Below are 26101 nucleotides of genomic sequence, written 5' to 3' on the forward strand. Positions count from 1 at the left end.
AGTCGAATGATTCTTTTTTTCGTAATACCTTTCAAATCGACCAAAAATTGTCAGGTATTGTCAAACATTTAATGAAAACCTGTCTCAACATCCTCTTTCTTTTATTCGCAACGATTACCGTCTCTTTTAGTCAAAGTGGCCAAAAAAACACTGCATTCACTTTTGGAGAAGAATTGCAATTTGATGTGACTTATGGCTGGCTAAATTTAGCCGAAGCCAAACTACAGATCCACAGAAGGGTGGTAAATGAGAATTCCCGCCCACATTATAAAATAGATGCCTTCGGAAAAACGAAAGGAGCTGCGACCATATTCGGTCGTGTAAATGACAATTGGGGTACTCATTTAGACACTGGCACACTTCTTCCCTCACTTTCCTATCGATTCATAGAGGAAGGAAAATACCGTAAAAATGAAAAGGTCTTTTTTGATCAGCAAAATAAAAAGGCTAAAATGGAACTCTATGATCGGGATAATCGCACCCTGAAAGAAACCAAATTGTATAATTTACCCGGACAAGTACAGGATTTGGTGAGTGGGTTTTACCTTCTCAGAACCATGGATCTCACCAATTTGAAAAAAGGACATCAGATTTTAATCACGGGTTTTTTTGATAAAGAAATATATAACCTAAAATTAATATACGAAGGTACCGAACAGATTCAAACCAGCCTCGGCTTGAAGGAAACCTATATCTTTTCTCCACAAATGCCCCCAAATAAACTCTTTCGAGGGGATTATCCCGTCAAAGTATGGGTCACGAAGGATGAAAACAAAATACCTGTTAAGATCAAAGCCAACCTTTTTATAGGCTCCTTGAATATGGACATCTCCTCAGCTAAAGGATTGAGGAATAATTAATTAACATTCAATTAATATTCAGGTAACATTGCGGGAATAAAGTTGATCATTCCTTGAAATTCTTAGGAATCCTAAGTGATTTGCCAATTTTTGTTTGGTTCCAATCCTCATTTATTCACTAATTTTAAACGAACATTAAAAGCAATTCCTCCATGAGCGAAAAGCAAAAGATTAAAGTTCTCATTGTAGATGACGAACCGGACATCGTAGAGATCTTAAAATATAACCTTCAAAAAGAAGGGTATGAAGTAGCCACGGCAGAAGATGGAATCAAAGGCGTCAAGGTCGCCACAAAGTTTCAGCCTGATGTAATCTTGCTAGATATCATGATGCCCAATCAGGATGGTGTGGAAACCTGTCTTCAAATCCGCCAAATTCCGGAATTGAAAAATACCTTCATCATATTCCTGACTGCCAGAATGGAAGAATACTCAGAGGTGGCAGCATTTGATGTTGGTGCAGATGACTACATCACCAAACCTATCAAGCCAAGAGCATTGATGAGCAGAATCTCGGCACTGTTCAGAAGAGAATCAAAAAAAGAGCAAGAACAAATTCAGATAAAAGTCAAAGACCTGACTATTGACCGGGGAAGCTATACCATCGATAAGTCAGGCAAAACGATCACTTTACCCAAGAAGGAATTCGAACTGTTGTATTTCCTTGCCAAAAACCCTAATATGGTTTTCAGTAGAGACGAATTGCTTCACAATATCTGGGGTTCCGATGTGTTTGTATTGGCCCGCACGGTCGATGTACACATCCGAAAAGTCCGCGAAAAGATCGGTGAAGACTATATCTCTACAGTGAAAGGCGTAGGATACAAGTTCGATTTGGGATAAAATGCTGACAAATTCTAGGGGAATATCATTGATTTTGGCATTTGCCATTTCTGCCCTTGTGGCTGCATTTCTCTCTTTGATGCCTGACACCAATCTGACCATTTTGGTGGTTGCTTGGGGCCTTTCTTTTTCCGTATCGTACTTATTAATTACGATTACACTTGAATTTCTGGTCTTTCGTGAAATCGGGAACATTTACTCTCTGTTAGAAAAAATCCAGAAAAAAGATCTCTTCGAGATCAGTGATAAATCCATCAAATCATCTTCTCTTTCTCCCTTACGGAAAATAAATTCCGTGATCAACTCGTACGCTTTGGCAAGGCAAAAAGAGATCGAAACGCTGCAAAAAACCGCTGAATTTCGAAAAGAATTTATTGCTGATATCTCCCATGAGCTGAAAACACCTATTTTTTCAGCGCAGGGCTACATTCATACACTCCTTGATGGAGCAATTGAGGATAAGCAAGTGCGGTTGAAATTTTTGAAGCGTGCCGCAAAAAGCCTGGATTCGCTTGACGTGCTGGTCCAGGATCTGCTGACCTTGAATCAGATGGAAAGTGGGGTGATCAAGTTTATTTTCACGGAATTTGATCTGAAACTACTCATCGAAGAAGTCATCGAGGAACTGGAGCACAAAGCCAGCAAACGTAAAATTAAGATTGATTTCACTTTCGATCACGAAAAAAACTACATCACCAAAGCCGATCACCAAAAGATCTACCGGGTCTGTCAAAACCTGATCTACAATGCCGTCAAATACAATCATGACGGAGGAGAAGTAAAAGTCTCCCTCAAAGCCAGCAAAACAAATATTCAGGTGGACATCAAAGATGATGGACATGGTATACCTCCGGATGACCTGAAGCGGATCTTTGAGCGATTCTATCGCGTGGAGAAGAGCCGAAACAAAAAAGAAGGCGGAACAGGTCTTGGATTGGCGATCGTCAAGCATATTCTAGAAGGCCACCAAAGCAAAATATCAGTGAGTTCGACCGTGGGTAAAGGCTCAATGTTTAGCTTTTCGCTACCCTTGATTAAAGACAAGAAAACCTTGGAAAGGGAATTGGCCGAATCCAAATCACTCACTCCTTAAAAAACATACTCCTCCATTAGACTTGCCAAGGATTCTTCCAAATCCAAGGTAAATCCTGAATGCGGACGGGAAGTCTGCAGCATGGAACTTCGGATGGAAGTCAGCCAGCGAAACCGAGACGCAGCGTCCTGAAGCGAAATCGGATTTCCACCCTTTTCCCCTGCACAGATTTTCTCAAAGGAATCCAAATAGCTACGATATAAATCAAAATCAGCATCAGGATCCAAAGCCAGAAGTTTGCCTTCATTCAAGCGTATCTGACAACGGATGAAATTTTGCCGCTTGCAGCAGACCACCACCCCTACATTGACAAATTCTTCCCGCTCCACCTTAGGTACAATACGGACAATGGCATATTCAAATAAGTGCTTTCCTTGCATCGTTGGCTTGAATTAAAAACACGTGGGAATGGGCCAGTCTCATCTTCAAAAAGGAATCATACACTTCCCTGGCTTCTTGGGCCGTCTCGGTATCACGTGATGCCAGAATCCACTCATCCGGCACCAGTTCCAAAACCTGATCAATGACTTCATGCGTAATCAGGGACTTCATTTCAGCATCTACTCGATCCAGCTCAGAAGCTCTTGGAAGCAGCACATGATCTTGGACCATCGCAAATGGGCTCAGCGCATGCTTCTCCCAATTGTCCCAAGAATGATGGAAAACCAAAGAAGCTCCGTGGTCGATCAACCAGAGTTCCCGATTCCAGATCAGCAGATTGGTATTGCGAAAGGTGCGATCTACGTTGGTAATCCAAGCATCAAACCAGACGATTTGGGAAGCGAGGTATTCATCCACTTTTGATGCTCCGGGATCAAATGTCATAGCTTTGGACAGAAAGTGGAGTGCTAGATTCAAGCCTTGACTGCTTTTGAGCAAATCCTGGATTTCTTCGTCTCCTTCTGAGTTGCCAAATGCCGAATCCAAATTTGCAAACACTATCTCCGGCACTTTGAACCCAACCCGTCTTGCCAGCTCCCCTCCGATCACCTCGGCGATCAGGGCTTTCTCCCGCTGTCCGGCACCTTTGAATTTGAGCACATAATTGAATCCGTCATCCGCTTCAGCCAATGCCGGCAATGAGCCGCCTTCTCGCAGCGGCATGACATAGCGTGTGACATTGACTTGGCGTGGGGAGTAAAGGGAATTCGTATTCGACATTTTCAAACTTTTATAGAAACAAAGAAAAGCCGAAAACTTCAAAAAGGCTTGAAAGCTTAGAAATATCTACTTGTGTTTTTACCAATGAAAGACTTATGATATTTCTCTTTTAAACTCAGCAGAAATGACCGATGTGCTCCAAAAAAGCTTTAGCTTTTTTTTTGCGCTCTTGGAAAGGCTTGTTTCCTGTTTAATCTCTGAAGTTCTTTTAGCAATTGATTCTGCCATTGCTCTATGTTCTTTGCGCAATCTTTGCGGTTAAAAAAAGTGCTTAAAGCTAGGCGGAGGTTGGAAGATTTTTCTGAGTGCCAATGATGGTGTTGAATAGATTGCTTCGGGATCACAGACCTGAAAAATGATTTAACAAACAAAAAGATCCCTAGCAATGACGCGGTCCATAACAGTCATTCCTCATTTGCAAATCCTAAATTTTCCTCACCTGTAAAGTCAATTCCTGCCCCCATTTTTTTCCGACTCGTCAAATGCCTACTTTTGCAGCCGCTTCAATTGAGGCGATTTATCGATGAAGAAAGTAGATTTTCAAAAAGTTATTCTGTTTGAAAGCGAGGATTACCTGGTGATCAACAAGCCCCCCTACCTGTCAAGCTTAGACGATAGGCACGAGGCTCAGAATATCCTCGACTTAGCAAGGATGTACACTTCTGACCCTCAGCTATGCCATAGACTGGACAAGGAGACTTCCGGCTGTCTGGTGATCGCCAAAAACCCTGTAGCTTATCGGCACTTGGCTATGCAGTTTGAAAACAGGAAAGTGGAAAAGGTCTATCATGCGGTAGTGGAAGGAATCAAGGATTTCAAAAACGAGTTAGTGGATAAAAATCTCCTATCCAACAACAAAGGAATCGCCAAAGTAAGTAAGGAAGGCAAACCTGCACAGACGATTTTCAATACCCTTAAAACCTATTACAAGCACACGCTTGTGGAATGCAAACCAATCACGGGTAGATTGCATCAGATCCGGGTTCACTTGGCTTATCTCAAATCACCTATTTGTGGCGACACGCTTTATGGTGGAAATACACTCTATCTTTCCTCGCTTAAGCGCCGATTCAATTTGAAGAAAGAAACCGAAGAGTTACCTATCATGCAGCGGGTCTCTTTGCATGCCTATTCGATCACGTTTGAAGGACTGGACAATTTACCATTAAAGGTGGAGGCACCTTACCCGAAGGATTTTCAGGTTTTGGTACATCAGTTGGAAAAGAACGCCTAAAAAAGCAATTTGAATTCCAAGAAAACAAATTCCATTTGGGTCAATTTTCCTAATCCCATGAAAATTAGGACTTAGGATTGGAAATAGTTTGCATCAAAAATAAAATACTTCTATCTTTGTGTCCCTTTTTGGGGTCGATAAATTAATAACAAGCTAAAAATTAAACAGTTACACAGTGGATACTCTGAGCTATAAAACCATCTCAGCCAATTCTTCCACAGTAGAAAAGCAGTGGGTGGTAGTGGATGCCCAAGCTGCGATTCTAGGACGATTGGCGAGTGAGGTAGCAAAAATCTTGCGAGGAAAGACGAAGCCTAGCTTCACTCCTAACGTTGATTGCGGTGACAATGTCATTGTAATTAACTCTGACAAAGTCAGGCTAACAGGTGACAAGTGGGACGCAAAAGTTTACGTGCGTCATACCGGTTACCCAGGTGGGCAGCGAATCTCAACCCCCAGAATGTTGAAGCAGAAGTCTTCGACAATCTTGATTGAGAAAGCTGTCAGAGGCATGTTGCCTAAAAACCGATTGGGAAGCAAATTGTACGGTAATCTGTACGTGTATGAAGGTGCGGAACATCCGCATGCAGCACAGCAGCCTAAAGCCATCACACTTTAATCTCCTAAATCATGGAAATGATCAACAAAATCGGTAGAAGAAAGACCTCTGTAGCCCGTATTTATATGGGACCAGGAAATGGCAAAATTACCGTCAACAACAAAGCATTGGAAGTTTATTTCCCATTTGATCTGCATCAGATCGTGGTGAAGCAGCCATTGACCCTAGTGGGCGTGGACGGTAACTACGATATTCAGATCAATGTAGACGGCGGTGGAATCAAAGGTCAGGCAGAAGCAGCCCGTATGGCTATCTCCAGAGCTTTGTGCGAATTCGATGCAGAACACAGACCTGCATTGAAAAAAGAAGGGTTTCTTACCCGTGATCCAAGAATGGTCGAGCGTAAGAAGCCAGGACGTAGAAAAGCAAGAAGGAAATTCCAGTTCTCCAAGCGTTAATCGGAATCTACTTCAATCAATAGAAAACTATTTCATTCATGTCAAAAATCGAATACAAAGACTTACTGGATGCTGGTGTCCATTTCGGACACTTGACGAGAAAGTGGGATCCAAGAATGTCTCCATATATCTTTATGGAGAAGAACGGTATCCACATTATCGACCTCAACAAAACGCTCGCCTGCCTCGAAGAAGCATCCAACGCGGTGAAGCAAATCGTTCGTTCCGGCAAAAAAATCATGTTTGTCGCTACGAAAAAACAAGCCAAAGACTTAGTAGCAGCTGAAGCTCAGCGTCTGAATATGCCTTACGTGACCGAAAGATGGTTAGGTGGTATGTTGACCAACTTCGCTACCATACGCAAGTCATTGAAAAAGATGTCTTCCCTCGATAAATTGATGAAAGAAGATGCTTACAAGAACTTGGCAAAAAAAGAGCGTCTTATGGTAAGTCGCGATAAAGAGAAAATGGAAAGCGTGTTGGGCGGTATTGCTGATCTAAGCAGACTTCCTGCAGCCCTCTTTGTTGTGGATATCAAAAGAGAACACATCGCTATCGCTGAAGCTCAAAAGCTTGGCATCCCTGTTTTCGCATTGGTTGATACAAACTCCAACCCGAACGAGGTGGAATTCCCTATCCCAGCCAATGACGATGCATTCAAGTCAGTCTCTTTATTGGTAAAAGCATTTGGTGCTGCAATCGAAGAAGGACTGTCTGAGCGCAAAAGAGACAAAGACGATGCTAAAGTCACTGAAGAGGAAGAAGCAAAAAGAGCTGTGGACGCTGAAACAAAAGAATAATCCACAATTGATTTTATAAGTAAAAGATTGAACATCCGGCCTAGGTCGATGTTCAATTTTTTGTTTTATCCAGAACAACGAAAATATCCAGTTTAAAAAAATAAACAGATCACAACAATGGCAATCACTGCACAAGACGTAAACAAACTGAGACAAATGACCGGTGCCGGTATGATGGACTGCAAAAAAGCTTTGACTGAAGCTGAAGGCGACTTCGAAAAAGCAGTAGACATCCTCAGAAAAAAAGGTCAAAAAGTATCTGCATCCAGAGCTGACCGTGAGACCAAAGAAGGTGTTGTAGCAACCCGCGTAACTGAAAACGGTGCAAAAGGAACGCTTCTTTCTTTGACTTGTGAGACTGACTTCGTGGCTAAAAATGAAGAATTTGGAGCTTTTGCAAATACATTGATTGATATCGCAGTATCAAATGGCGCGACTTCCAAAGAAGCTGCATTAGCTCTTCCTTTTGAAAATATCACTATCGCAGAAAAGATTATCGAAATGACCGGAAAAATCGGCGAGAAAATCGATATTTCTCATTTCGAAATCATTACTGCTGAGACTGTAGTTTCTTACGTTCACTCCAATGGTAAATTGGGTGTATTGGTAGGACTTGTGAATACCTCCGGAACTGACGTAGAAGAAGCAGGTAAGGACGTAGCAATGCAGATTGCTGCAATGAATCCTGTTGCTGTTGACAAAGACGGTGTAGATGCTTCTACAATCGAGCGTGAAATCGAAATCGGTAAGGAGCAAGCTAGAGCGGAAGGCAAGCCAGAAGAAATGCTTGAAAAAATCGCGATGGGCAAATTGCAGAAGTTCTACAAAGAAAACACGTTGTTGAGCCAGCAGTTTGTGAAAGACAGCTCCAAGTCAATTGCTCAATACCTTGATGGTGTAAGCAAAGGAATGACTGTAAATGCATTCAAGAGAATCTCAATCGGTTAATTTTTCCGATTACATTCGAATAAAAAACCCTCTCGGAGCGATCTGAGAGGGTTTTCTGTTTAATACGTCTTTTAGAATTACATTTCAAAACTTACAAAAGGTTTTTTAATTCAACTTTTGAAGTGGACTTCGACCCCGCTCAGTCTGACACGACTGTTACCCTGAGCGGAGTCGAAGGGTAATAAGTCTAAATGTATTTATATTCACGAATTCATCAACTCCTCAATCTCTCCCGCCTCAATCGGGATATTGCGCATCAGGTCCAAGAATCCGTTTTCTTGGATCACAATATTGTTTTCCAATCGAATCCCGATTCCCTCTGCAGGTATGTAAATCCCAGGTTCTACGGTAAACACCATTCCCGGTGTGATTGGATTATACATTGTTCCCACGTCATGCACATCCAAACCCAAATGATGGGAAGTCCCATGCATAAAGTACTTTTTGTAAGCTGGCAAAGCAGGATCCTGATTTTGAATATCAGTTTGATCGATCAAGCCTAATCCGATTAATTCCGACTGCATAATCAAGCCAACTTCCTTATGATAATCCTGAATATTGGTGCTTGGTCTTAAAATATTTGAAGCCTCACGCTGAACACGTAATACAGCATCGTAAACAGCTCGCTGCCTTGTCGAAAATCGCCCGCTGACAGGAATGGTTCGAGTCATGTCAGCATTGTAGTTTCCATATTCCGCTCCTACGTCCATAAGAAGCATTTCTCCATCGAGACAAGCTTTGCTGTTTTCGATGTAATGAAGTACACAGGCAGAGGCACCGGAAGCGATGATCGGTTCGTAGGCGAAACCCTTACTTCTGTTTCTTACAAACTCATGTAGAAATTCTGCCTCGATTTCATATTCGGTCACACCCGGTTTGACGAAAGAAAGAATCCTTCTGAAACCTTTCTCTGTAATGTCACAGGCGATTTGGAGCTGATCAATTTCCCCTTTTTCCTTTTTCCCACGAAGCTCATGCATGATCGGTGCCGCCCGGTCAAAGACGTGCAGCGGAAACTTCTCCTTACAAGCTTTGATAAATCGAGCATCCCGAGTTTCTACAACGACTCCCGCTCGAAGGTGCTCATTGGTATTCAGATAAATCCGCTCAGAAAGAGAAACGACTGTATTCAAGACCTGATCAAAATTCGAAAGCCATTGAATATTTTTAATTCCTGACGCCGCTTCAGCCTCTTCTTTGGTGTACTTATGTCCTTCCCAGACAGCAATCAACTCATTCGTTTCTCTCAGAAAAAGCACTTCCCGCATTGCAGGATTTGGACAATCAGGCGCAATCAATAAGATGGTTTCCTCCTGAGCTATCCCAGACAAATAAAACAGGTCATTGTTTTGGCGAAATTTCATCGTGCCGTCAGCATTAGTCGGCATGATGTCGTTGGAATTAAAAATTGCTACTGAGTTTTTTGCCAATTTTGCAGCGAACTTTGCACGGTTACGGATATAGAGATCTTTTGGTAATGGAGAATATTTCATTAGTCTGTGGAGAATATTTCTATCAATTATTTTCAGCCTAAAGTTAACAATTCACACCTTTCCTGAATTAAATTCCCATCATTACAGTTTTAGCATTTATGTGTATTTTCCGAAGAGGAGACAGATTAACAGCATGCAGTTAAATATCAAAGAACTATCCAACGGGATTCGTATTGTTCATCAGCAAGTTACACACACACGAGTGGTTCACTGTGGCTTTATCTTGAATATAGGAAGCAGAGATGAGGATAAGGAATTGGAGGGATTAGCGCACTTCTGGGAACACATGGCCTTCAAGGGCACCCACAAGCGTAAAACATTCCACATCATCAACCGTCTCGAATCACTCGGTGGAGAATTGAATGCCTATACCACTAAGGAAAAAGTCTGCTTTTACGCCTCAATTCTAAAAGAACATTACAACAAGGCGGCTGAATTACTTTTTGACATTACGTTCAACAGTACTTTCCCTGCCAAGCAAATCGAAAAAGAACGTCAGGTGATCCTGGAAGAAATGGCGATGTACCGGGATTCTCCGGATGATTCAATTCAGGATGAACTGGACGAGTTGGTATTTGAAAATCACGCCTTGGGCAGAAATATTCTTGGCACAGAGGATACCGTATCCAGATTTTCCCAGCAGGATTTCTTCGAATTCATTTCCTCCCGATTGGACACTTCCGAAATCGTGTTTTCGGTAGTTGGAAATATCACGTTTGAGAAGGCCCTAAAAGGAATTGAAGGAGCTTTAAATGAAATCAAGCCAAAGCACACTTTGTATGTAAGAAGCGGATTTCATGATTACCATCCTAAGCGAAAAACTGTCAAGCGGGATGTCACCCAGTCCCTTTGCGCCATCGGTCGACCTGCCTATTCACTTCATGACCCAAATCGGTTCAAGCTTTACCTCCTGAATAATATCCTCGGTGGACCCACGATGAACAGCCGTCTGAATCTTTCCCTGCGGGAAAATCACGGATACGTGTATAGCATTGAGTCAAGTTATCAGGCCTTTTCAGACACTGGATTCTTTGGCATTTTCTTTGGCACCGAAGAAAAGACGCTCAAAAAATCCCTGACCATTGTTCATCGGGAAATGGAGAAGCTCCGAAACAAAAAACTCGGATACATACAACTTCACATGGCCAAGGAACAAGCCATCGGGCAGATGGCAATGGCTGAGGAAAACTATGCTGCACTCATGTTGGTCTATGGCAAAAGCCTGATCGATCATGGAAAAATCGATCCTTTGGATTTGATCTTTGAAAAAATACGATCGACTACGGCTGAAGAAATTCAGGAGATCGCACAGGATATTTTCAGTCCTGAGCAGCTCAGTTATTTGATTTATACCCCAAATTAAAAAATGGAATTTATTGACCCGGCACTTCTGGCATATTGTGAATCGATCACCAGTTCTGAAGATCCGCTTTTGAAGAAAATCACCCGGGAGACTCAGTCCAAAGTCCTGATGCCCCGCATGATATCAGGGCATCTGCAGGGAAAGATGCTGGAGCTTTTCGCAAAAATGCTCAGCCCAAAGACAATTCTGGAAATTGGCACCTATACCGGCTATTCGGGGATTTGTCTGGCGAGAGGACTAAAATCCGGAGGAAAATTGATCACCTTAGATATCAATGATGAGCTAGAGTCGATGGTGAGGGGGTTTTTCGAAGAAAGTGGACTGGCAGATCAAATCGATTATCGATTGGGAAATGCCCGGGAAATCATCCCCACTTTAGATGGCCCATTTGACATGGTGTTCATTGACGCCGACAAGTTTTATTATTCGGAATATTTCGATTTGATCATTGACAAAGTCCCAAGTGGGGGAATCATTTTGGCTGACAATGTGCTTTGGTCAGGAAAAATCCTCGTCGAAGAGGGACAGAAAATAGATAAAGACACCAGGGCTCTATTAGCGTTCAACCAAAAAATACAGGACGATCCTAGGGTTGAAAATATCCTGCTTCCCATCCGGGACGGAGTACTCATGGCCAGAAAACTCTGATTGCTGCAAAAAGGGAATCATTTTTGCATAATAGGGGTAAATAAAACGAAAGACCCTTTCGATGAAATTCCTGCAATTCACACTGTTATCCTTTTTTTTCTTAATGCTCTGTACGCACTCGCTACTTGCTCAGATTCCACAAGTTCCTGCACAACTTGAATTTGCAGACTTGACTGTAAAGATTACCCCGCAAGCGCAACGCGAAATCCAATTGGACGTGGATGCTCAATACCGCAATCCAACCTATTTCAAAGTAAAACAAGACCGAATCAACCTCTATATGCCCATAGTGGAGCGCGAGTTGAAAAGTCTGGGTGTCCCGGAGGACTTAAAGTACCTTGTGATCCAGGAAAGCGGGTTGATACCTGATGCCGTTTCAACTTCAAATGCGGTTGGCTTTTGGCAGTTCAAGCAAGGTACGGCAGAGGAGGTAGGACTTCGGGTAGATGCACAGGTAGACGATCGCAAAAACATAGCAACCTCCTCCCGTGGGGCTGCTCTATATCTCAGAAAGCACAATAGTTCTCTCGACAACTGGATGACGGCGTTGGTTTCTTATCAAATGGGGCTAGGTGGAGCAAAAGCCTACTTCGGAAATCAGTATTCAGGGAAGAAAGTCATTGAAGTCGATCGCAATACGCATTGGTATTTCAAAAAATTTCTGGCACATAAAATAGCCTTTGAGAATCAAATTGGAATGTTCGTTTCCAACCGACAGTTAGTAGAAATGAAAGTACAGGGACCAGTCACTTTGGCCACACTTTCCAAGCGATTAGGCGTAAGTGAAGAACATCTCAGGGAGTACAATAAATGGGCTGGAAACGGAAAAGTGCCAGCGGGAACATTTACGGTTTTTTACATTAAAGCAGGAAGTCTTCCGATGGAACCTGCCATAAGCAAATCGGAGGATACCCCTCAGAAAACACCCGTTTACACAGCTGCTGAAAAAAATTCTCCTGTCTATAAACAGGCAAATTCTTATCCGAGAATTTCGGGAAATACCACTAATGCAAACCAGCCGAACCAAATAACAGTCAATGAATTAGATGGTGTATTAGCTGCAAAAAGTACTTCTCCAGATAAATTTTCGGAGGAAATAGGATTAAAGGAGAAAAAATTCCTTCGTCTGAACGACATGAATTCAGATGAGCGAATCGAAACCGGTAAATACTATTATACCGAAAAGAAAAAAACCAGTGCGGAAGTTGAAAATCACTTGGTATTGCCGGGAGAAACACTTTGGTCCATTTCACAAAAATACGGCGTTCGGCTAGCCTCACTGAAGTCCAAAAACCGGATCAGAAAAGATGCTGACTTAAAAGCAGGAATGCTTCTGAATCTACGCGAACCCAGAAAACGCGGGGAAGCTATTCCAATCATCCCGATCGCTCAGCCAGCACCGCAAACAAGAACTGTAATTGCCACCACAGCACCTGGACAGATGGTGCCGGAGCCACAGCCGGAAAAGCCATCCGTAAATAAACCAGAACGGATTACTCATACCGTTGCTCAAGGAGAAACACTTTTTGCTATTTCCAGAAAGTACGGAGTTTCCGTTGAAAATCTGAAATCATGGAATAGTATTGGTAGCCAAAACATCATCAGTGTAGGTCAAAAATTGGTTATCTTAAAACCCTGATCAGTTCGTCAAAATTCCCATTAATGCTAAGAAATCTTCATTTAACAGGAATCCTATTTTTTATTCTGAGCCTTTCTGCTGTTGCTCAGGATAGATTAATCATTCCCGACACAGTGTTGATCAATGGAGACACCTTACTGATGCTTGGGGATTCGATTTTGGTCAATGAACCGGTCAAGGAGGTTTTCTGGAAAACCGGCGGAAATTATAATCTCAATATTCAACAAGTCACCCTCAGCAATTGGGCAGCCGGAGGAACAAGTTCATTTGCTCTAAATTCGGGTTTTGCATTGTTTGCCAACTACAAGAAAGACAACAAAGTTTGGGACACGCAACTAAATGTAAACTTGGGATTTAACCGTCAGGGGGAGCGGGATTTCGAAACGAGAAAATCAAACGATAACTTCGTTTTCGTCAGTAATTATGGACGGCAACTCTCTGATGTGTTGTATTTGACCACACAGTTGGATGCAAGGACTCAGCTATTGGCAGGATTTAGATATTCCCGCCCACCGGGAAGTGAATTTGAAATACGTACTAAAATTTCGGACCTTCTTTCTCCCGGATACCTGCAATCTTCCACCGGTCTGAACTATAGGAAAACCTATCAAAACAAAAGCCGATTTTCAGTTATCCTTTCTCCATTCACCGGCCGGTTTACAATCGTTTTGAATGACTCTCTCAGTCGGGTTGGCGCATTTGGTGTGACACCGGGAGAAAATGTACGGGCGGAAGCAGGGATGTCTTTTGCCGCAGGAGTGGCGGATTTTGTATTGATGGAAAATGTGACTTGGAAAGCTGATCTTAATCTCTTCTCCAATTATGAGCGATTTGGCAATCTGGTAGTAAATTTCAATTCGATCATTAGACTTAAGGTGAATAAATACATATCCACCCGTATTGAAACTGCACTTATTTACGATGAAGAGGTTTTTGTCAGGCAGGATGATGGCACTTCAAAACAGGCAATTCAACTTCAAAATCTGATCAATTTTGGGATTTCATTGGATTTTTAAAAATCTGCCTCCAACCCAAACTTTTGCTGAAGCTCTGCCAGTGCAGGATATTTTTCCCTTAAATAATTGAATTTGTCAGTGTTGGTATAAAGTTTTGGGACGCCGCCTTCTACCTCTTCTTTTACTTCCACAGTGATCAAAACGCGATCAGCTCCTGTGAATTGACGGATTAATCCGACCAACTCCGATTTCATTTTACCTGCAATTTCCTCCTGCATGTGCCCAACTACCTCGAGTACTACTTCTCCACCGTCAAGAACTCTGATTTCCTGATCCAGGATTGCCAACTCAAAATTCTTGTCACTTTTTTTGAAATGCTCCCGAATTGACACAACATGTGCATCGAACAGCAGTTGTGTCAAGGGGACTGAAGTCCCAATCGGCTTAACTTCTATTTTTTCCTGACTTTTACGTTCGGCAGCTTCCTCTGTCAGTCTAGCCTTGTCATCCACCAATTTTTTGGTTTGGGATAGACTGGTTGGAATCGAAATAGTGGTCTTTAAAGGAGTTTTTTTCGCAGTTGAAAAATCAGCAGGAATTATGGCCTGAATTGATGCAGGTTCTGGATTTTCAGCCTCTTCTTGTTTACTCAGGCTTTTTTTTTTGCTTCAGCATTGGATAGTGTCGCCAGTCGAAAGGCTTGCGGAAGTTTTGCCATTTTCATTAGGGCCAGTTCTACATGCAATCGTTGATTTTTACTGGCCTTATAATGGATATCGCACTGGTTTGCCATGTTTAGGGCAGAAAGCAAAAAAGAAACGGAGGATTTTTGAGTTTGGAGGATGTACCTTTCTTTGGCGCTTTCAGATACTTGAAGTAGTTCTACTGTAGCCTCATCTTTGACAACCAGCAAATCCCTGAAGTGCTCGCTCAATCCCACTATGAAGTTGTGACCGTCAAAACCCTTCTTCAGGATTTCATCAAAAATCAAAAGTGTTGCGGACAAGTCCTCTGCCAACAATGCATCCACAACTTTAAAGTAATAGTCATAATCGAGAATGTTCAGGTTCTCGATAGTTTCCTTGTAGGTGACTTTTTTGCCGGCAGAATAGGTGACAATTAAGTCGAAAATAGAAAGCGCGTCCCGCAATGCACCATCCGCCTTGGTGGCTATCAGGCGCAGGGCTTCGTCTTCATAATCGACCTTTTCTTTCTCGGCAATCTCTCTCAAATGCTCGGCTATGTGCTTAATCTGAATTCGGTTGAAATCAAAAATTTGACAGCGAGACAGGATCGTGGGGATAATTTTGTGTTTTTCGGTCGTAGCCAAAATAAAGATGGCATACTTCGGGGGTTCTTCAAGGGTCTTTAAAAAGGCATTGAAGGCCGCAGTCGAAAGCATGTGAACTTCGTCAATGATATAGACTTTGTATTGGCCCTTTTGAGGCGCATAACGAACCTGATCGACAAGGTTACGGATATCATCTACCGAGTTGTTGGAGGCGGCATCAAGCTCGTAAATATTGAAAGAAGCATTATTCTGGAAGGAAACGCAAGAATCACATTTGCCGCAAGCCTCGTTATTGGTGACATTTTCACAATTGATCGTCTTGGCAAGAATCCGGGCACAGGTGGTCTTGCCCACACCACGAGGTCCGCAAAAGAGAAATGCCTGTGCGAGGTGATTGTTTTTGATCGCATTCTGAAGCGTAGTGGTGATGTGCTGTTGCCCCACTACACTTTTGAAATCAGCCGGTCTGTATTTTCTTGCCGAGACGACGAAGTTTTCCATTGCTGCAAGATATAAAAAAGTGGATATTCCGGCGACCAGAAAAAGAGGCTTTTGGAAAGTTTTTAGATAAGGATTTGATTTTAAATGGGATTGGAAAATTGAAAAATTGAAATATTGGAAAATTTTGGGAGGAAGGGATTTTAATTCATTATTCGATGTTCAGCGTTTGATATTCGATTTTTAGTTAAAACCATGAAAATTGATTGAGGTCAAATGAGCCTTTCAAGTTGAAGATTTACCTAATGAACCCGTAAATCGTATTTCGTACTTCGTAAATTTTCAAACATTGAACCAAATTTGAATTACTTTTGTCATCCCAACAAAATGGGGCTGACCGGTTTTGACAGTAAGTGTAAAGATCGGGCTCGCATGCAGGCTGGAGTATGTACGGCCTTAAAAGATTCATACGAACGATAAATGGCGAAACTTCTTACGCCATGGCTGCTTAATCTAACCTCTTAGGATAGATCGCTTAAAGGGTTGAGTCACGAGAGTGATTCCCCAGCCACATCCCTCCGCCCCCCGTCCTTTCGGGGTGGATCAAGGGGTGTCGACTTGATCGGACTGCTGCCTGTGATGCTATTAAGCAGGCCTAAGACCAATAGCTAAGTCAGCGTGAGGTGTGTCATCCAGCATATTCTGATCGAAAAAACAACAGGTGACTAAGCATGTAGACGGTACGGTGTTTCCTTATCTGGACGCGAGTTCGAATCTCGCCAGCTCCACAAAAAAGCCTCTCGGATAATTCTGAGAGGTTTTTTTATTGATTTCAATGATTTTACCTCCCTAAAATCCTCACCAGCTCTTCATTGACATAATACACCTCTTTGCCATCTTTTTTAGGCGAGAGAATTCCCGCATCTGACAGTTCAGCGAAGTATTTGGTCAGCGTGGTTCTAGAATTTACCTCCAACAATTCTCCCAAAAACTTGGCTTTCAGGTACGGTTGCGAAAAAATCAATTCATTGACTTCTTTGGAATACCACTTGATTTTGCTTTTCCCATAGTCAAGCGTGGCTTCCATTTGATTAAAAATCCCTTCTACCAATTCTTGTGTGAGGATCGACGTGTTTTCCACGGCATCCAACATATATAGAATCCAACTTTTCCAATCTCCCCGCTGGGTAACTCCAGCTAAGTGATAGTAATAGTCTTCCTTGTGAACTATGATATATTTTGAAAGGTAAAGAACAGGGACATTCAGCAACTTCTCCTGCACCAGATACAGTAGATTCAGAATACGACCTGTCCTCCCATTTCCGTCCGAAAATGGGTGAATGGCCTCAAATTGGTAGTGGGAAATGCACATTTTTAGTAGTGGATCTGTCGAGAACTGTTCGCTATCATTCAAATAGGTCAGCCAATTCATCATCAAATCTTGTAGTAGCTTTTCTCCTCTTGGAGGAGTATAAATAGTCTCTCCGGATCGAAATTCACTATTTCCCCTTTTTATAATCGTCTGAGAAGCCGGCGATCGGAATCCTGAATTGGTATTTTTGACCGCGAAATGGACACTTTTTGCCTACGTGTCCAGATTATTAAAAAAAAATGGACGCATCTTGAAAGGGTATCCAGATTAAACTGAATTCAAAACGTTAATCGGAGCAGTTCCTATCCAAGACTTTCCCCAATGCTTTTGGATTGAAACAAAGACATTTTCTCCCTCATTATGAGTTATTCTGAGAGGTTTTTTGTTTTTCCAGGACAATATTTCAATAACTATGTATGTCCGCTTTCTTGCCAGTAGCAAAATAAAATAAGGTTTGAAGTTCCAAAAAACGAGCTGTGGACTGTTGACAGTCGTCTGTGGACGATTATCCGCAACTTTATATAGCCTAATCTTTCTTACTGGCAGGATTGCGGATAATCAAATTCAATAATTTTCAAATCCATTTATTCTCATTGCGTGTTACTTTCTAAATTCAGGCATATCCTTATGAAAAAACTACCTCTACTATTTTTTATCCTTTTAGGCTGCAATATTATTCCTCCCGAGCCCTCAGATTTTACTGTGGAAGAGGTAACAGTGGTAGGAGGACCTAATCAAAATCTCAAAGACAGTGTCGGACTTTTACTCGTGGTCAGAGGCCTTCCACCTACTAACAAATGGAATATGATTTGGGAAATCAATGGTCAGGTGGTGTTTTCAGAAGAAGTAAGCGGCAAAGCCGGCACGGTCTCATCCCTCAAAAAATATAAAGGAAGTCAACCCGGAGAATATATTTTTAAGGGGTGTATCGTATCCAAGACCATGCGGATCTGTGACGATGAAACTTTTTTTCTTCGGTAAATAATCGAAAAACGATTATCCCGTAAAATACGCTTCCAATTCGGCCATCATTTCGGATTTATCTCTGAGGTCCCGGATCACTTTTCCTTTCTCCAGAAGTACAATCCGCTCGCAGATGTCCGTGACATGATTGAGATCGTGGCTGGAAATCAAAAAGGTGACTTTGGAATTTTCGGTTTCTCTCAAGATCAATTTTTTCAGCCGAATCTGAGAGCTCGGATCAAGATTTTCAAAGGGTTCATCCAGCAAGACCACTTCAGGATTTCCCATCAGGGCCGCTGCTATTCCTACTTTTTTCAGATTCCCTTTGGACAGATCGCGGATGTATTTCTTTTTGCCCAACACCTCATCATTGAACAATTCGGTAAATCGGTCGAGGTGATTTTTAAGGTCTGCGACTGACATCCCATAGATCACTCGCAGAGTCTCAAAATACTCATCTGGCGTCAAATAGGCCAACAGCATGTGTTCGTCAAGATATGCACCGGTTTTAGTTTTCCAATCTTCGGTTTTACTCACATCCTCGCCATTGATTTTGGCATGACCCGACGTGGCTCTGACCAGATCAAGAATTATACGAAATAGGGTGGTCTTTCCTGCCCCATTATTCCCCACCAGTCCAAAGCATTCCCCTTTAGGAATCTCCAAGGTAGCGACATCGAGGACGACAGCTTCTTTATATTGTTTTTTAAGTTGGCTAATTTGAATCATAATTCTTGACGGAAGGAAGATGAAATTTCGTATCGATTTTTGAGTACTCTGTTGATATTGATTTGGGACAAAGGCTTAAAGGCCATTAAGCCCAGTAAGCCAATAATACCCAAGGCAAGCAATCCTGCATAGTCATTAATGAAATAAGCGAAAGGCAAATAAACTGCATAAGGAGCCAAAAACATGGGGAGAATCATCAGAAACTGAGCCGCCCCTACTCCCTCATAATTAAACATTGCACCCTTGTTGAGATCCATGGGTTTAGGTTTCCAAAGGGAAAAGTAAATGATCAGATGCATCAAAATCCCAACGTTGAAGAAAAAACAGCATATGTGGAGCAACAAAAGCTGCCAGCCAAAAAATGTGTAGGGAATTGAGGCTAGGAGACAAAGAAAAGAAACTCCCATAAAAAGGAGGTATTTCCCTCTAACCAAGCCTTCGATGCCATGCTTTTTTGATATGAAAAAATCAAAATTCGCGGAATTCCAACTCAAAAAAAGCTGTGCGTATTGAAGCATGAAAATTCCCGTGATGAAAATCCCCACAAAAACAAACATCCAATGAATGCCTGTACCCTCTGTGGAGTATGCTGGATTTTTGTAAAAAATCAATCCGTAAAGTAAAAAGAACCCGGCAAGCATCAGGTAAGTCCGACTCTTCTTATGTCGGATAATCAGTTTCCACTCTAAGTTTGCCAACTCACCTGCGAGACCAAATCTGGAGAAAAACCCAATAGACTGGTTGATAAAACGAACATCCTCTTCCTCAGACAAATCTTCCAAATAGGCATTGGAGACATAGAATTTAAAGCAGAGAAAATAGGCTCCTATCATCACCGCCAACATTCCAACCAATGGTATTGGGCTTGTCAGGGAAAAGTCGAATACTGGCTTCATGATTTCTCCCAGATTAAACCAACCCATGTAGCTCGAGCCTGCGCCCAATACCAGGACAAGGAAAATGACAAATAACCCAATCAGGCTATCCTCAAATCGCTGCTTGAACCAAAGCATAAACCAATGAATGGTCCAACTGGTCAAGGTGATTGCCGCAAGCCAGGTCAAGGCTCCCATTGCACCATATTGTGCACTGACCACTTCCACGGTAAATGGTAAATAAAGCAAAATCGCAATTATACTTAGCGGAGAAACAAAGGATCTCAGCAAGAGCATTTGGATTATCTTTTTCTTCCCAATCGGAAGGTGCAGTAGACTTTCCAGTTCGATTACCGGGAGCTTTTGAATAAAATAGCGATAGAGAAACTCTGCAAGGAAAAAGTAAATCATAAAACTGTTGATCAGTGCAATATGATCATCTCCGGGTGCAGCTATATCCAGAATAGATTTGAGTAAAATCCCCAAACCAAGGACATATCCCAAGAGGACTAACATCAAAAATCCGAGTAGGATATTTGTCAATAAGCTTTTTGCAAAGGAAGTCGAGCGCAAACTCTTTAAATATTGTAATCGGATAAGTGTAAAAAACATATGTTTGAGTTTAAATAGATATTCTTACTTGCTGCAAAGTATGCTTAAACCTTGAAATATTTTTGAAGATTTACGCCCAAAAAAGGATAAATGAAGATTATGATACAGGAGTTAGGATTTTTCGAAGCAGTAAATCAAAGGCGATCAGTTCGGATTTTTGACCAAAATGAGCCTTTTGATCGTGATATCGTCAGGAAATGTCTTGAGGCCGCCATACTTTCACCCAACAGTTCTAATCTTCAACTGTATAACTTTATCCGGGTGCCGGAAAATTCTCCCTTGAAGGATTCCCTTTCCAGCCTGTGCATGAATCAAAAAGCGGCTACTACAGCACGCGAGCTTATCGTAGTGGTGACCCGCCGAGACCTTTGGAAATCGCGGGCATTGGCTAATTACAAATACATCAAAGGTATCTACGAGGGGAAACCCGACAAAAAATCGAAGCAAGCACTGAGCTATTACGGGGTACTCATTCCCAAACTTTATGGAAAATATCCAGGTTGGTCTTTACTGAAAAAAATCATCGCTTGGTGGATTGGAATGAAAAAACCGATGGTCAGGGAAGTCGGGGAGACTGATGTCAGAATATCTGTTCATAAAAGTGCTGCACTTGCAGCTATGACTTTCATGCTTGGAATGAAGGCAGCTGGATATGACACCTGTCCGATGGAGGGAATTGACTCCAAACGCATCAAAAAACTTCTGGATCTACCTGATCCATCCGAAATTTGCATGGTGATCGGCTGTGGAAAAGGCTTACCTGAGGGCACCTATGGAGCGCGGTTCAGAATACCATATCAGGAATTGGTCTTTGAAAAATAAATTGAAGAACTCCAAAATTTTTGAACTTGGAGCCCTACTCAGGATTGGGGTTTAAAATTTATTATTTCCCGTAGTCATCATTGATTTCCAGCCAATACCCATCCGGATCTTGGATGTAAATCTGCTTGATTCCATCCACCCGATTAGTCACTTCTCCTTTGACGCCCGCCCAACTTTCGAAAGGATAACTTTTAGCATTCATATTTTCTATGAATCCCTTCATATCCGGAATACTAAAGCAAAGGTGATTCACTTTAGATACTGTCTTGGGGATATTTGGTGCCTCGATCAAATGTAGCGCAGCCCCTCCACCGATGTCATACCAGGCATGTAAGCCGTCTTTGAAAGGCTCTTCGATTTCTTGGAGTGCCAAGACATCTTGATAGAAGGACATACTCTTTTTCAGGTTGGAAACATGGACGGCAATATGGTTGACTTTGATCTGTGCAAAGGAGCTCATGACAAGAAAGTATAATGAAATTGTAAGCAAGCTTTTCATAGACTTTTGGGTTTATGTATTTAATGATAGGCCTTTTTCTTCAAAATGAAAAAGCCAACCCGAAATGGATTGGCTTCTGGAATTTAATTTTAAGTGAAAATTATTCTACTCCTTCGACTTTCAGATTGGTTGCCATCGAAATTCGATCCGCTTCACCAAAAAGATTCATCGCCTGAACATAGACTTCGTTGATATCATTGATCACTTTATAGAAGGCATTATCATCGTAGATTTGACGACCAAGGTGAGCTTTCACTAAGACCCTCAGGTACTCTTTTGATTTGTTAAATCCCTTAGCATCAAATTCGACTTTATTCTTTTTGCCATATTCAACCAATTCCATCAACATCGCATCACTTACCTTATAATCGGTATAATACTTATCCAAGGTCATTTGAGCAAAATCAGCCTTGTTTTTTGTGACAAAATCAAGGATAAACTCCCGGGAGGAATCGGTATTAAACAGCCTGTTGACATAAGGACTGTTCATCGTCGTGTCCAAGGCCACAAAATAATCCGGCATAATGCCGCCGCCGCCATAAACTGTCCGTCCTTTTTTGGTTTGGAATTTTAGGCTGTCATTAAATTTGATACTGTCGGCGGAGAAAAACTCCCCGTGCTCATACCGCTTAAGAAGATCTGTTTCATACGCTCCGTAATTTGAGTCATAAGGTTTTTGAATGGATCTTCCTGATGGTGTAAAATACCTCGCGATGGTCAGTCTCAATTCAGCTCCGTCTGACAAATCAATCGGCATTTGAACCAAGCCTTTTCCAAAAGATCTTCTTCCTACAATCAGTCCACGATCATTATCCTGAATGGCGCCGGCTAAAATTTCCGATGCTGAAGCCGAACCTTCATTAATTAAAACAATGACAGATCCCTCTTCAAACATGCCTGGCTTAAAGGCATAAGCCTTTTGGCTATATTGACTCACCTTACCTACCTGAGAAACGATCAAGTCCCGATCTCCAAGTAATTCGTCTGCCATATTAATGGCCGCACCCATGTATCCGCCGGGATTTCCCTGGAGATCTATGATCAGCTTTTTCATCCCCTTACCCTGCAATAGCGCCAGCGAAGTTTTGAATTCCTCATAAGTCGTTGCTGCAAATCGGGTCACTTTGATGTAACCGATCTCATTATTGATCATGTAGGACGCATTGATACTGTATTGCGGGATTTTATCCCGTGTGATTTCGTACGGTATCAGACTGAGTTGATTTTTACGTTTGATCTCCACCAATACTTTTGAGCCTCTTGGACCTCTCAGATAGTCAAACACATCCCGGTTGGTGATTCCAATTCCAGCGACATTTTTTCCATCCACACTGATGATTTGATCACCCGACTGGATACCAAGCGCCTCAGACGGTCCCCCGGTTAGCGGAGCGACGACATAAATCGTGTCTCGGATAATTCCAAATTCTACTCCGATACCGTCAAATTCACCCTCTAATTGAGATTGTGCCAATGAGGCATCCCTTGCCGGAATGTAACTGGAGTGGGGATCGAGATTTTCAAGCATTTTGGTGATACCAAATTCCACCAATTCATTCGTGTTGACACTATCCACATAGTCACGATTGATATAGGTCATGATTTCTTGGAGCTTGTACAATGCCGCCCGAAGATCATTTTGGTTGCCTTTAGGTTCAGCAAAAGTCGCTCCGATCCAAATCCCCGCAGAGATAGCTAAGGCAAGAATGATTGGAAGACGGATTTGTGATTTTGTGTTTTTGGTCTCGCTCACTATTTCTCGATTTTTATTCAATAACTCAAACTACAGCAAAATGATCTTGCGAAATGCAGATTTTAGATAAAATTAACGATTGTTTATACGACAGGTCTAGATAAAGGTCAGATTAATTCCCTTTTTTTCGTTCAAAAAAAATTATTTTTGTGCAATGTACTTGAATCGGGATTTCGAAAAGACTTCAGTGGGGGAATTAGTTTCTGAAAACTACGTTCTTGCAGCTGTTTTACACTATTTCGGAATCAGTTTTTATCAGTACCCTACAGATTCGCTGGAGAAAGTTTGTAAAAAACATAAAGTCGAGCCTAGAGTTCTGATCTCCGAATTGGAATCTTGGGCAAAACGAAAAGACCCTACCCCGGAAGAACTCTACCTGAACCCAATCGAGCTTCTGGTCGCCTACTTAAAAAAGAAGCACTACTACTTTGTCCGCCAAGAACTCCCTTTTCTTTCCAATCTCATTTCTGGCATTAAGCCGGAACAGGAATTTGGAGCCTTGCTAGCCGACTTGAAGATTATGTTTCCACTTTTTGTCGACGACTTTATTCATCACATCCATGAAGAAGAAAGTCGTCTCTTCAAGCGAATTGAGCTTCTTCAGGATATAGAAGATGGCCATTTCAAAATACAGGACGCGTTGACGATTTTGGAAAAAGACCCCATTCACATGCTAGCTGACCAGCATGAAATCCATGATGACGAAATGGAAGGAATCCGCCGTCTGACCAAAGACTATGTATTGGAAGAAAATGCACCCTTGACGATGAAAGTCCTATTCCATGAACTTCAAAACTTCGAGCGGGAACTTTCTATTCATGCTAAAATCGAAGATGAATTACTTTTTCCAAAAGCGGTTGAATTAGAAAAAGAAGCCCTTCGGAGAATCCGAAAGAAAATCCAGACCAACTGATGCCAAGAGTCCTTGCTATAGATCTTGGAACTAAGCGCACTGGATTGGCTGTTACCGATCCATTGAAAATTCTGGCCAATCCCTTAGAAACAATCGAGACTGGTCAACTGATGAACTATCTCAAAGCTTACTGTGTAAAGGAAGAGGTTGAGGCATTTGTCCTCGGTCTTCCCATCCGTCTCAACGGTCAGGATAATGAGATGACTCCACGAGTAATGAAACTGAAAGAAGAGCTGGAAAAAAATTTTCCGGAGAAAAAAATAGTCCTGGTGGATGAGCGATTCACTTCCAAAATTGCCATGCAAAGCATGATTGCCATGGGCAGCAAAAAGAAAGACCGAATCGAAAAAGCCGGCAACCTGGACAAAGTATCAGCAGCAATTATCTTACAATCCTATCTCGAAAGACAATGATTTACCCTATAGTTGCTTACGGCAATCCCATCCTGAAAAAAGAAGCGGAAGAAATTGCTGAAGGCACAGATATTAAAGCCCTGATCAATGACATGTACGCGACCATGGATTTTGCAAATGGCGTCGGACTGGCTGCTCCGCAGATCAATCAAGGTGTTCGCCTTTTTGTCATTGACAGCACCTTGATGCTGGACGAAAAAGATGAAGAAAAAGGAATACGAAGGGCCTTTATTAACCCGATTATTCTGGATGAATATGGGGATGACTACAGCTTCGAGGAAGGATGTCTGAGTATTCCCGAAGTCCGTGCAGAAATCATTCGACCAGATAAATTGACCATCGAGTATTACGATGAAAATTGGAATCTCAAGGAAGAAGAGTTCTCAGGAATGACTGCAAGGGTTATCCAACATGAATACGACCATTTGGAAGGGATACTTTTTATCGACTATCTGAAAGGACTGAAAAAACGGCTGATCCAGTCTAAGCTTATAGATGTCAGTAAAGGAAAAATATCCACAGATTACCGCATGATCTATCCGTTGAGATAATGGAAAAAATCCCCGAAATCCGCATTGCCTTGGTCCAGACTGACCTACACTGGGAGGACAAAACCGCCAATCTGGCCATGCTGGAGGAGAAAATCTGGGGATTAAAAGGAAAGGCAGATCTAATCATCCTTCCGGAAATGTTTCCTACCGGATTCAGCATGGACGCTTCAAAACTGGCAGAACCGATGAATCTGACTGTTTGCAAATGGATGAAACAACTCGCGGCGCAAACTCAGGCTACGCTTACAGGCAGTGCGATTATTTCCGAAGGGGGAAAGTTTTTTAACCGGCTGCTTTGGGTAAATCCGGAGGGAATCGTGGAGCATTATGACAAGCGGCACCTGTTCCGAATGGCCAAGGAGGAGGAAACATTTTCTGCCGGAAAAAAACTACCGGTGTTCTCGCTCAAAGGCTGGAAATTTTGCCCTCAGGTTTGTTATGATTTGAGATTTCCGGTTTGGTCAAGAAATGGTTGGGATCAGGGAAACGCTGGGTATGACATTGTTTTTTTTGTCGCCTCTTGGCCCGCTTCCCGAGTTTCGGCATGGGATGCTCTTTTGCCGGCGCGGGCTATTGAAAACTTATCCTTTTCCATTGGAGTGAATCGAGTAGGCATCGATGGAAAGGGGATTTCTTATAATGGACATTCCGCCGCTTATAATTTTAAGGGGGAGAAAATTCTAGATTTAGCAGAAAAAGAAAAAATTGAAATTGTTTCGTTTTCAGCCAACGAGTTGGACGAATACCGCTCCAAATTTCCGGCATGGAGAGATGCGGATTCCTTTCAAATCCTCTAGATCAGAAAACAATTAACAC

General features: G+C 42.1%; 28 protein-coding genes and 1 other RNA gene. 19 read left to right on the forward strand and 10 right to left on the reverse strand.

From position 1 onward, the window contains the following. Nucleotides 1-71: 71 nt before the first annotated feature. The 3 genes from BLQ81_RS05365 to BLQ81_RS05375 all read left to right on the forward strand — a co-directional run bounded on the left by BLQ81_RS05365 (nucleotide 72) and on the right by BLQ81_RS05375 (nucleotide 2795). Entirely contained in the window at nucleotides 72-860 is a 789-nt protein-coding gene (locus tag BLQ81_RS05365; protein ID WP_092728979.1) for a DUF3108 domain-containing protein, read from the forward strand. A 152-nt stretch (nucleotides 861-1012) separates the two neighbouring features. Continuing rightward, nucleotides 1013-1702, forward strand: a complete 690-nt coding sequence (locus tag BLQ81_RS05370; RefSeq protein WP_092728923.1) for a response regulator transcription factor — start codon at nucleotides 1013-1015, stop codon at nucleotides 1700-1702. A 1-nt stretch (nucleotide 1703) separates the two neighbouring features. Continuing rightward, the gene (locus BLQ81_RS05375; RefSeq protein WP_092728924.1) at nucleotides 1704-2795 is read left to right on the forward strand and encodes a sensor histidine kinase; all 1092 of its coding nucleotides are present in this window, start codon (nucleotides 1704-1706) and stop codon (nucleotides 2793-2795) included. Here the strand turns inward: BLQ81_RS05375 and BLQ81_RS05380 are convergent. Together BLQ81_RS05380 and BLQ81_RS05385 are read right to left on the reverse strand one after the other, a co-directional pair. Beyond that, nucleotides 2792-3175, reverse strand: a complete 384-nt coding sequence (locus BLQ81_RS05380; RefSeq protein WP_092728925.1) for a DUF3037 domain-containing protein — start codon at nucleotides 3173-3175, stop codon at nucleotides 2792-2794. The two genes, BLQ81_RS05375 and BLQ81_RS05380, sit on opposite strands and share 4 nt — an antisense overlap. Then, nucleotides 3153-3956, reverse strand: coding sequence for a HipA family kinase (locus BLQ81_RS05385; protein WP_092728926.1), 804 nt, complete (start codon nucleotides 3954-3956; stop codon nucleotides 3153-3155). The genes BLQ81_RS05380 and BLQ81_RS05385 overlap by 23 nt, the downstream gene beginning before the upstream one ends. 523 nt (nucleotides 3957-4479) lie before the next feature. Between BLQ81_RS05385 and BLQ81_RS05390 the strand changes: the two genes are divergently transcribed. The 5 genes from BLQ81_RS05390 to tsf all read left to right on the forward strand — a co-directional run bounded on the left by BLQ81_RS05390 (nucleotide 4480) and on the right by tsf (nucleotide 7955). Then, nucleotides 4480-5190, forward strand: coding sequence for an RluA family pseudouridine synthase (locus BLQ81_RS05390; RefSeq protein ID WP_092728927.1), 711 nt, complete (start codon nucleotides 4480-4482; stop codon nucleotides 5188-5190). Between the two features lie 175 nt (nucleotides 5191-5365). Then, nucleotides 5366-5809, forward strand: coding sequence for a 50S ribosomal protein L13 (rplM, locus tag BLQ81_RS05395; protein WP_092728928.1), 444 nt, complete (start codon nucleotides 5366-5368; stop codon nucleotides 5807-5809). An 11-nt stretch (nucleotides 5810-5820) separates the two neighbouring features. Next, nucleotides 5821-6207 carry a 30S ribosomal protein S9 gene (gene rpsI / locus BLQ81_RS05400; protein ID WP_092728929.1) on the forward strand — a complete coding sequence of 129 codons (387 nt, stop codon included), beginning with the start codon at nucleotides 5821-5823 and terminating at the stop codon, nucleotides 6205-6207. 38 nt (nucleotides 6208-6245) lie between these two features. Further along, entirely contained in the window at nucleotides 6246-7007 is a 762-nt protein-coding gene (gene rpsB / locus BLQ81_RS05405) for a 30S ribosomal protein S2 (protein WP_092728930.1), read from the forward strand. A gap of 117 nt (nucleotides 7008-7124) precedes the next feature. Next, a complete protein-coding gene (tsf, locus tag BLQ81_RS05410; RefSeq protein ID WP_092728931.1) occupies nucleotides 7125-7955 on the forward strand; it encodes a translation elongation factor Ts in 831 nt (276 codons plus the stop codon). Between the two features lie 203 nt (nucleotides 7956-8158). Here tsf and BLQ81_RS05415 read toward each other — a convergent pair whose 3' ends face one another. Continuing rightward, nucleotides 8159-9448: an aminopeptidase P family protein gene (locus BLQ81_RS05415; RefSeq protein ID WP_092728932.1), complete on the reverse strand. Its 1290-nt coding sequence runs from the start codon at nucleotides 9446-9448 to the stop codon at nucleotides 8159-8161. Between the two features lie 133 nt (nucleotides 9449-9581). Between BLQ81_RS05415 and BLQ81_RS05420 the strand changes: the two genes are divergently transcribed. The 4 genes from BLQ81_RS05420 to BLQ81_RS05435 all read left to right on the forward strand — a co-directional run bounded on the left by BLQ81_RS05420 (nucleotide 9582) and on the right by BLQ81_RS05435 (nucleotide 14114). After that, nucleotides 9582-10811 (forward strand): M16 family metallopeptidase, encoded by a 1230-nt coding sequence (locus tag BLQ81_RS05420; protein WP_092728933.1) that lies wholly within the window; start codon nucleotides 9582-9584, stop codon nucleotides 10809-10811. 3 nt (nucleotides 10812-10814) lie between these two features. Then, complete coding sequence (locus BLQ81_RS05425) at nucleotides 10815-11459, forward strand: O-methyltransferase (RefSeq protein WP_092728934.1); 645 nt, start codon at nucleotides 10815-10817, stop codon at nucleotides 11457-11459. 61 nt (nucleotides 11460-11520) lie between these two features. Beyond that, complete coding sequence (locus tag BLQ81_RS05430; protein ID WP_092728935.1) at nucleotides 11521-13098, forward strand: lytic transglycosylase domain-containing protein; 1578 nt, start codon at nucleotides 11521-11523, stop codon at nucleotides 13096-13098. 23 nt (nucleotides 13099-13121) lie between these two features. Beyond that, on the forward strand, nucleotides 13122-14114 hold the full coding sequence (locus BLQ81_RS05435) for a DUF3078 domain-containing protein (protein ID WP_092728936.1): 993 nt from the start codon (nucleotides 13122-13124) through the stop codon (nucleotides 14112-14114). Here BLQ81_RS05435 and BLQ81_RS05440 read toward each other — a convergent pair. After that, complete coding sequence (locus tag BLQ81_RS05440) at nucleotides 14111-14566, reverse strand: hypothetical protein (RefSeq protein ID WP_092728937.1); 456 nt, start codon at nucleotides 14564-14566, stop codon at nucleotides 14111-14113. The genes BLQ81_RS05435 and BLQ81_RS05440 overlap by 4 nt on opposite strands. Before the next feature lie 137 nt (nucleotides 14567-14703). Next, nucleotides 14704-15846, reverse strand: a complete 1143-nt coding sequence (locus BLQ81_RS05445) for a DNA polymerase III subunit gamma/tau (RefSeq protein WP_092728938.1) — start codon at nucleotides 15844-15846, stop codon at nucleotides 14704-14706. 326 nt (nucleotides 15847-16172) lie between these two features. Here BLQ81_RS05445 and ssrA point away from each other — a divergent pair. Then, nucleotides 16173-16574, forward strand: a transfer-messenger RNA (tmRNA) gene (ssrA, locus tag BLQ81_RS05450). 50 nt (nucleotides 16575-16624) lie between these two features. Here ssrA and BLQ81_RS05455 read toward each other — a convergent pair. Further along, nucleotides 16625-17302, reverse strand: a complete 678-nt coding sequence (locus tag BLQ81_RS05455) for a Fic family protein (protein WP_092728939.1) — start codon at nucleotides 17300-17302, stop codon at nucleotides 16625-16627. A 480-nt stretch (nucleotides 17303-17782) separates the two neighbouring features. Between BLQ81_RS05455 and BLQ81_RS05460 the strand changes: the two genes are divergently transcribed. Continuing rightward, nucleotides 17783-18136 carry a hypothetical protein gene (locus tag BLQ81_RS05460; protein WP_092728940.1) on the forward strand — a complete coding sequence of 118 codons (354 nt, stop codon included), beginning with the start codon at nucleotides 17783-17785 and terminating at the stop codon, nucleotides 18134-18136. A gap of 15 nt (nucleotides 18137-18151) precedes the next feature. Here BLQ81_RS05460 and BLQ81_RS05465 read toward each other — a convergent pair whose 3' ends face one another. After that, the gene (locus BLQ81_RS05465; protein WP_092728941.1) at nucleotides 18152-18847 is read right to left on the reverse strand and encodes an ABC transporter ATP-binding protein; all 696 of its coding nucleotides are present in this window, start codon (nucleotides 18845-18847) and stop codon (nucleotides 18152-18154) included. Beyond that, nucleotides 18844-20334, reverse strand: coding sequence for a DUF5687 family protein (locus BLQ81_RS05470; protein ID WP_092728942.1), 1491 nt, complete (start codon nucleotides 20332-20334; stop codon nucleotides 18844-18846). The genes BLQ81_RS05465 and BLQ81_RS05470 overlap by 4 nt, the downstream gene beginning before the upstream one ends. 90 nt (nucleotides 20335-20424) lie before the next feature. Here BLQ81_RS05470 and BLQ81_RS05475 point away from each other — a divergent pair, with 90 nt between their 5' ends. Further along, the gene (locus BLQ81_RS05475) at nucleotides 20425-21156 is read left to right on the forward strand and encodes a nitroreductase family protein (protein ID WP_245693181.1); all 732 of its coding nucleotides are present in this window, start codon (nucleotides 20425-20427) and stop codon (nucleotides 21154-21156) included. Between the two features lie 61 nt (nucleotides 21157-21217). Here BLQ81_RS05475 and BLQ81_RS05480 read toward each other — a convergent pair whose 3' ends face one another. After that, nucleotides 21218-21655, reverse strand: a complete 438-nt coding sequence (locus BLQ81_RS05480; RefSeq protein WP_245693182.1) for a VOC family protein — start codon at nucleotides 21653-21655, stop codon at nucleotides 21218-21220. A gap of 100 nt (nucleotides 21656-21755) precedes the next feature. Then, a complete protein-coding gene (locus tag BLQ81_RS05485; protein WP_092728981.1) occupies nucleotides 21756-23408 on the reverse strand; it encodes a S41 family peptidase in 1653 nt (550 codons plus the stop codon). Between the two features lie 154 nt (nucleotides 23409-23562). Between BLQ81_RS05485 and BLQ81_RS05490 the strand changes: the two genes are divergently transcribed. The 4 genes from BLQ81_RS05490 to BLQ81_RS05505 are packed head-to-tail and all read left to right on the forward strand — an operon-like array spanning nucleotide 23563 to nucleotide 26082. Further along, nucleotides 23563-24321 (forward strand): hemerythrin HHE cation-binding protein, encoded by a 759-nt coding sequence (locus BLQ81_RS05490; protein ID WP_092728944.1) that lies wholly within the window; start codon nucleotides 23563-23565, stop codon nucleotides 24319-24321. Continuing rightward, the gene (ruvX, locus tag BLQ81_RS05495; RefSeq protein ID WP_092728945.1) at nucleotides 24321-24734 is read left to right on the forward strand and encodes a Holliday junction resolvase RuvX; all 414 of its coding nucleotides are present in this window, start codon (nucleotides 24321-24323) and stop codon (nucleotides 24732-24734) included. Before BLQ81_RS05490 ends, ruvX begins: the two co-directional genes overlap by 1 nt. Next, nucleotides 24731-25285, forward strand: a complete 555-nt coding sequence (gene def / locus BLQ81_RS05500; protein ID WP_092728946.1) for a peptide deformylase — start codon at nucleotides 24731-24733, stop codon at nucleotides 25283-25285. Before ruvX ends, def begins: the two co-directional genes overlap by 4 nt. Further along, on the forward strand, nucleotides 25285-26082 hold the full coding sequence (locus BLQ81_RS05505) for an amidohydrolase (RefSeq protein ID WP_092728947.1): 798 nt from the start codon (nucleotides 25285-25287) through the stop codon (nucleotides 26080-26082). Before def ends, BLQ81_RS05505 begins: the two co-directional genes overlap by 1 nt. Nucleotides 26083-26101: the final 19 nt, after the last annotated feature.

This window comes from Algoriphagus alkaliphilus, assembly GCF_900103735.1.
GTDB classification, from domain to species: Bacteria; Bacteroidota; Bacteroidia; order Cytophagales; family Cyclobacteriaceae; genus Algoriphagus; species Algoriphagus alkaliphilus.

What these genes read in the sequence shown, in the direction of transcription:
- BLQ81_RS05415 (WP_092728932.1), bottom strand. Translation starts at nt 9,448, where the DNA reads ATGAAATATTCTCCATTACCAAAAGATCTCTATATCCGTAACCGTGCA.
- BLQ81_RS05385 (WP_092728926.1), bottom strand. Translation starts at nt 3,956, where the DNA reads ATGTCGAATACGAATTCCCTTTACTCCCCACGCCAAGTCAATGTCACA.
- BLQ81_RS05470 (WP_092728942.1), bottom strand. Translation starts at nt 20,334, where the DNA reads ATGTTTTTTACACTTATCCGATTACAATATTTAAAGAGTTTGCGCTCG.
- BLQ81_RS05505 (WP_092728947.1), top strand. Translation starts at nt 25,285, where the DNA reads ATGGAAAAAATCCCCGAAATCCGCATTGCCTTGGTCCAGACTGACCTA.
- BLQ81_RS05425 (WP_092728934.1), top strand. Translation starts at nt 10,815, where the DNA reads ATGGAATTTATTGACCCGGCACTTCTGGCATATTGTGAATCGATCACC.
- BLQ81_RS05445 (WP_092728938.1), bottom strand. Translation starts at nt 15,846, where the DNA reads ATGGAAAACTTCGTCGTCTCGGCAAGAAAATACAGACCGGCTGATTTC.
- BLQ81_RS05465 (WP_092728941.1), bottom strand. Translation starts at nt 18,847, where the DNA reads ATGATTCAAATTAGCCAACTTAAAAAACAATATAAAGAAGCTGTCGTC.
- rpsB (WP_092728930.1), top strand. Translation starts at nt 6,246, where the DNA reads ATGTCAAAAATCGAATACAAAGACTTACTGGATGCTGGTGTCCATTTC.
- BLQ81_RS05475 (WP_245693181.1), top strand. Translation starts at nt 20,425, where the DNA reads ATGAAGATTATGATACAGGAGTTAGGATTTTTCGAAGCAGTAAATCAA.
- BLQ81_RS05430 (WP_092728935.1), top strand. Translation starts at nt 11,521, where the DNA reads ATGAAATTCCTGCAATTCACACTGTTATCCTTTTTTTTCTTAATGCTC.
- BLQ81_RS05420 (WP_092728933.1), top strand. Translation starts at nt 9,582, where the DNA reads ATGCAGTTAAATATCAAAGAACTATCCAACGGGATTCGTATTGTTCAT.
- BLQ81_RS05390 (WP_092728927.1), top strand. Translation starts at nt 4,480, where the DNA reads ATGAAGAAAGTAGATTTTCAAAAAGTTATTCTGTTTGAAAGCGAGGAT.
- BLQ81_RS05380 (WP_092728925.1), bottom strand. Translation starts at nt 3,175, where the DNA reads ATGCAAGGAAAGCACTTATTTGAATATGCCATTGTCCGTATTGTACCT.
- BLQ81_RS05480 (WP_245693182.1), bottom strand. Translation starts at nt 21,655, where the DNA reads ATGAAAAGCTTGCTTACAATTTCATTATACTTTCTTGTCATGAGCTCC.
- BLQ81_RS05460 (WP_092728940.1), top strand. Translation starts at nt 17,783, where the DNA reads ATGAAAAAACTACCTCTACTATTTTTTATCCTTTTAGGCTGCAATATT.
- BLQ81_RS05490 (WP_092728944.1), top strand. Translation starts at nt 23,563, where the DNA reads ATGTACTTGAATCGGGATTTCGAAAAGACTTCAGTGGGGGAATTAGTT.
- BLQ81_RS05365 (WP_092728979.1), top strand. Translation starts at nt 72, where the DNA reads ATGAAAACCTGTCTCAACATCCTCTTTCTTTTATTCGCAACGATTACC.
- BLQ81_RS05370 (WP_092728923.1), top strand. Translation starts at nt 1,013, where the DNA reads ATGAGCGAAAAGCAAAAGATTAAAGTTCTCATTGTAGATGACGAACCG.
- ruvX (WP_092728945.1), top strand. Translation starts at nt 24,321, where the DNA reads ATGCCAAGAGTCCTTGCTATAGATCTTGGAACTAAGCGCACTGGATTG.
- BLQ81_RS05435 (WP_092728936.1), top strand. Translation starts at nt 13,122, where the DNA reads ATGCTAAGAAATCTTCATTTAACAGGAATCCTATTTTTTATTCTGAGC.
- def (WP_092728946.1), top strand. Translation starts at nt 24,731, where the DNA reads ATGATTTACCCTATAGTTGCTTACGGCAATCCCATCCTGAAAAAAGAA.
- rpsI (WP_092728929.1), top strand. Translation starts at nt 5,821, where the DNA reads ATGGAAATGATCAACAAAATCGGTAGAAGAAAGACCTCTGTAGCCCGT.
- tsf (WP_092728931.1), top strand. Translation starts at nt 7,125, where the DNA reads ATGGCAATCACTGCACAAGACGTAAACAAACTGAGACAAATGACCGGT.
- BLQ81_RS05375 (WP_092728924.1), top strand. Translation starts at nt 1,704, where the DNA reads ATGCTGACAAATTCTAGGGGAATATCATTGATTTTGGCATTTGCCATT.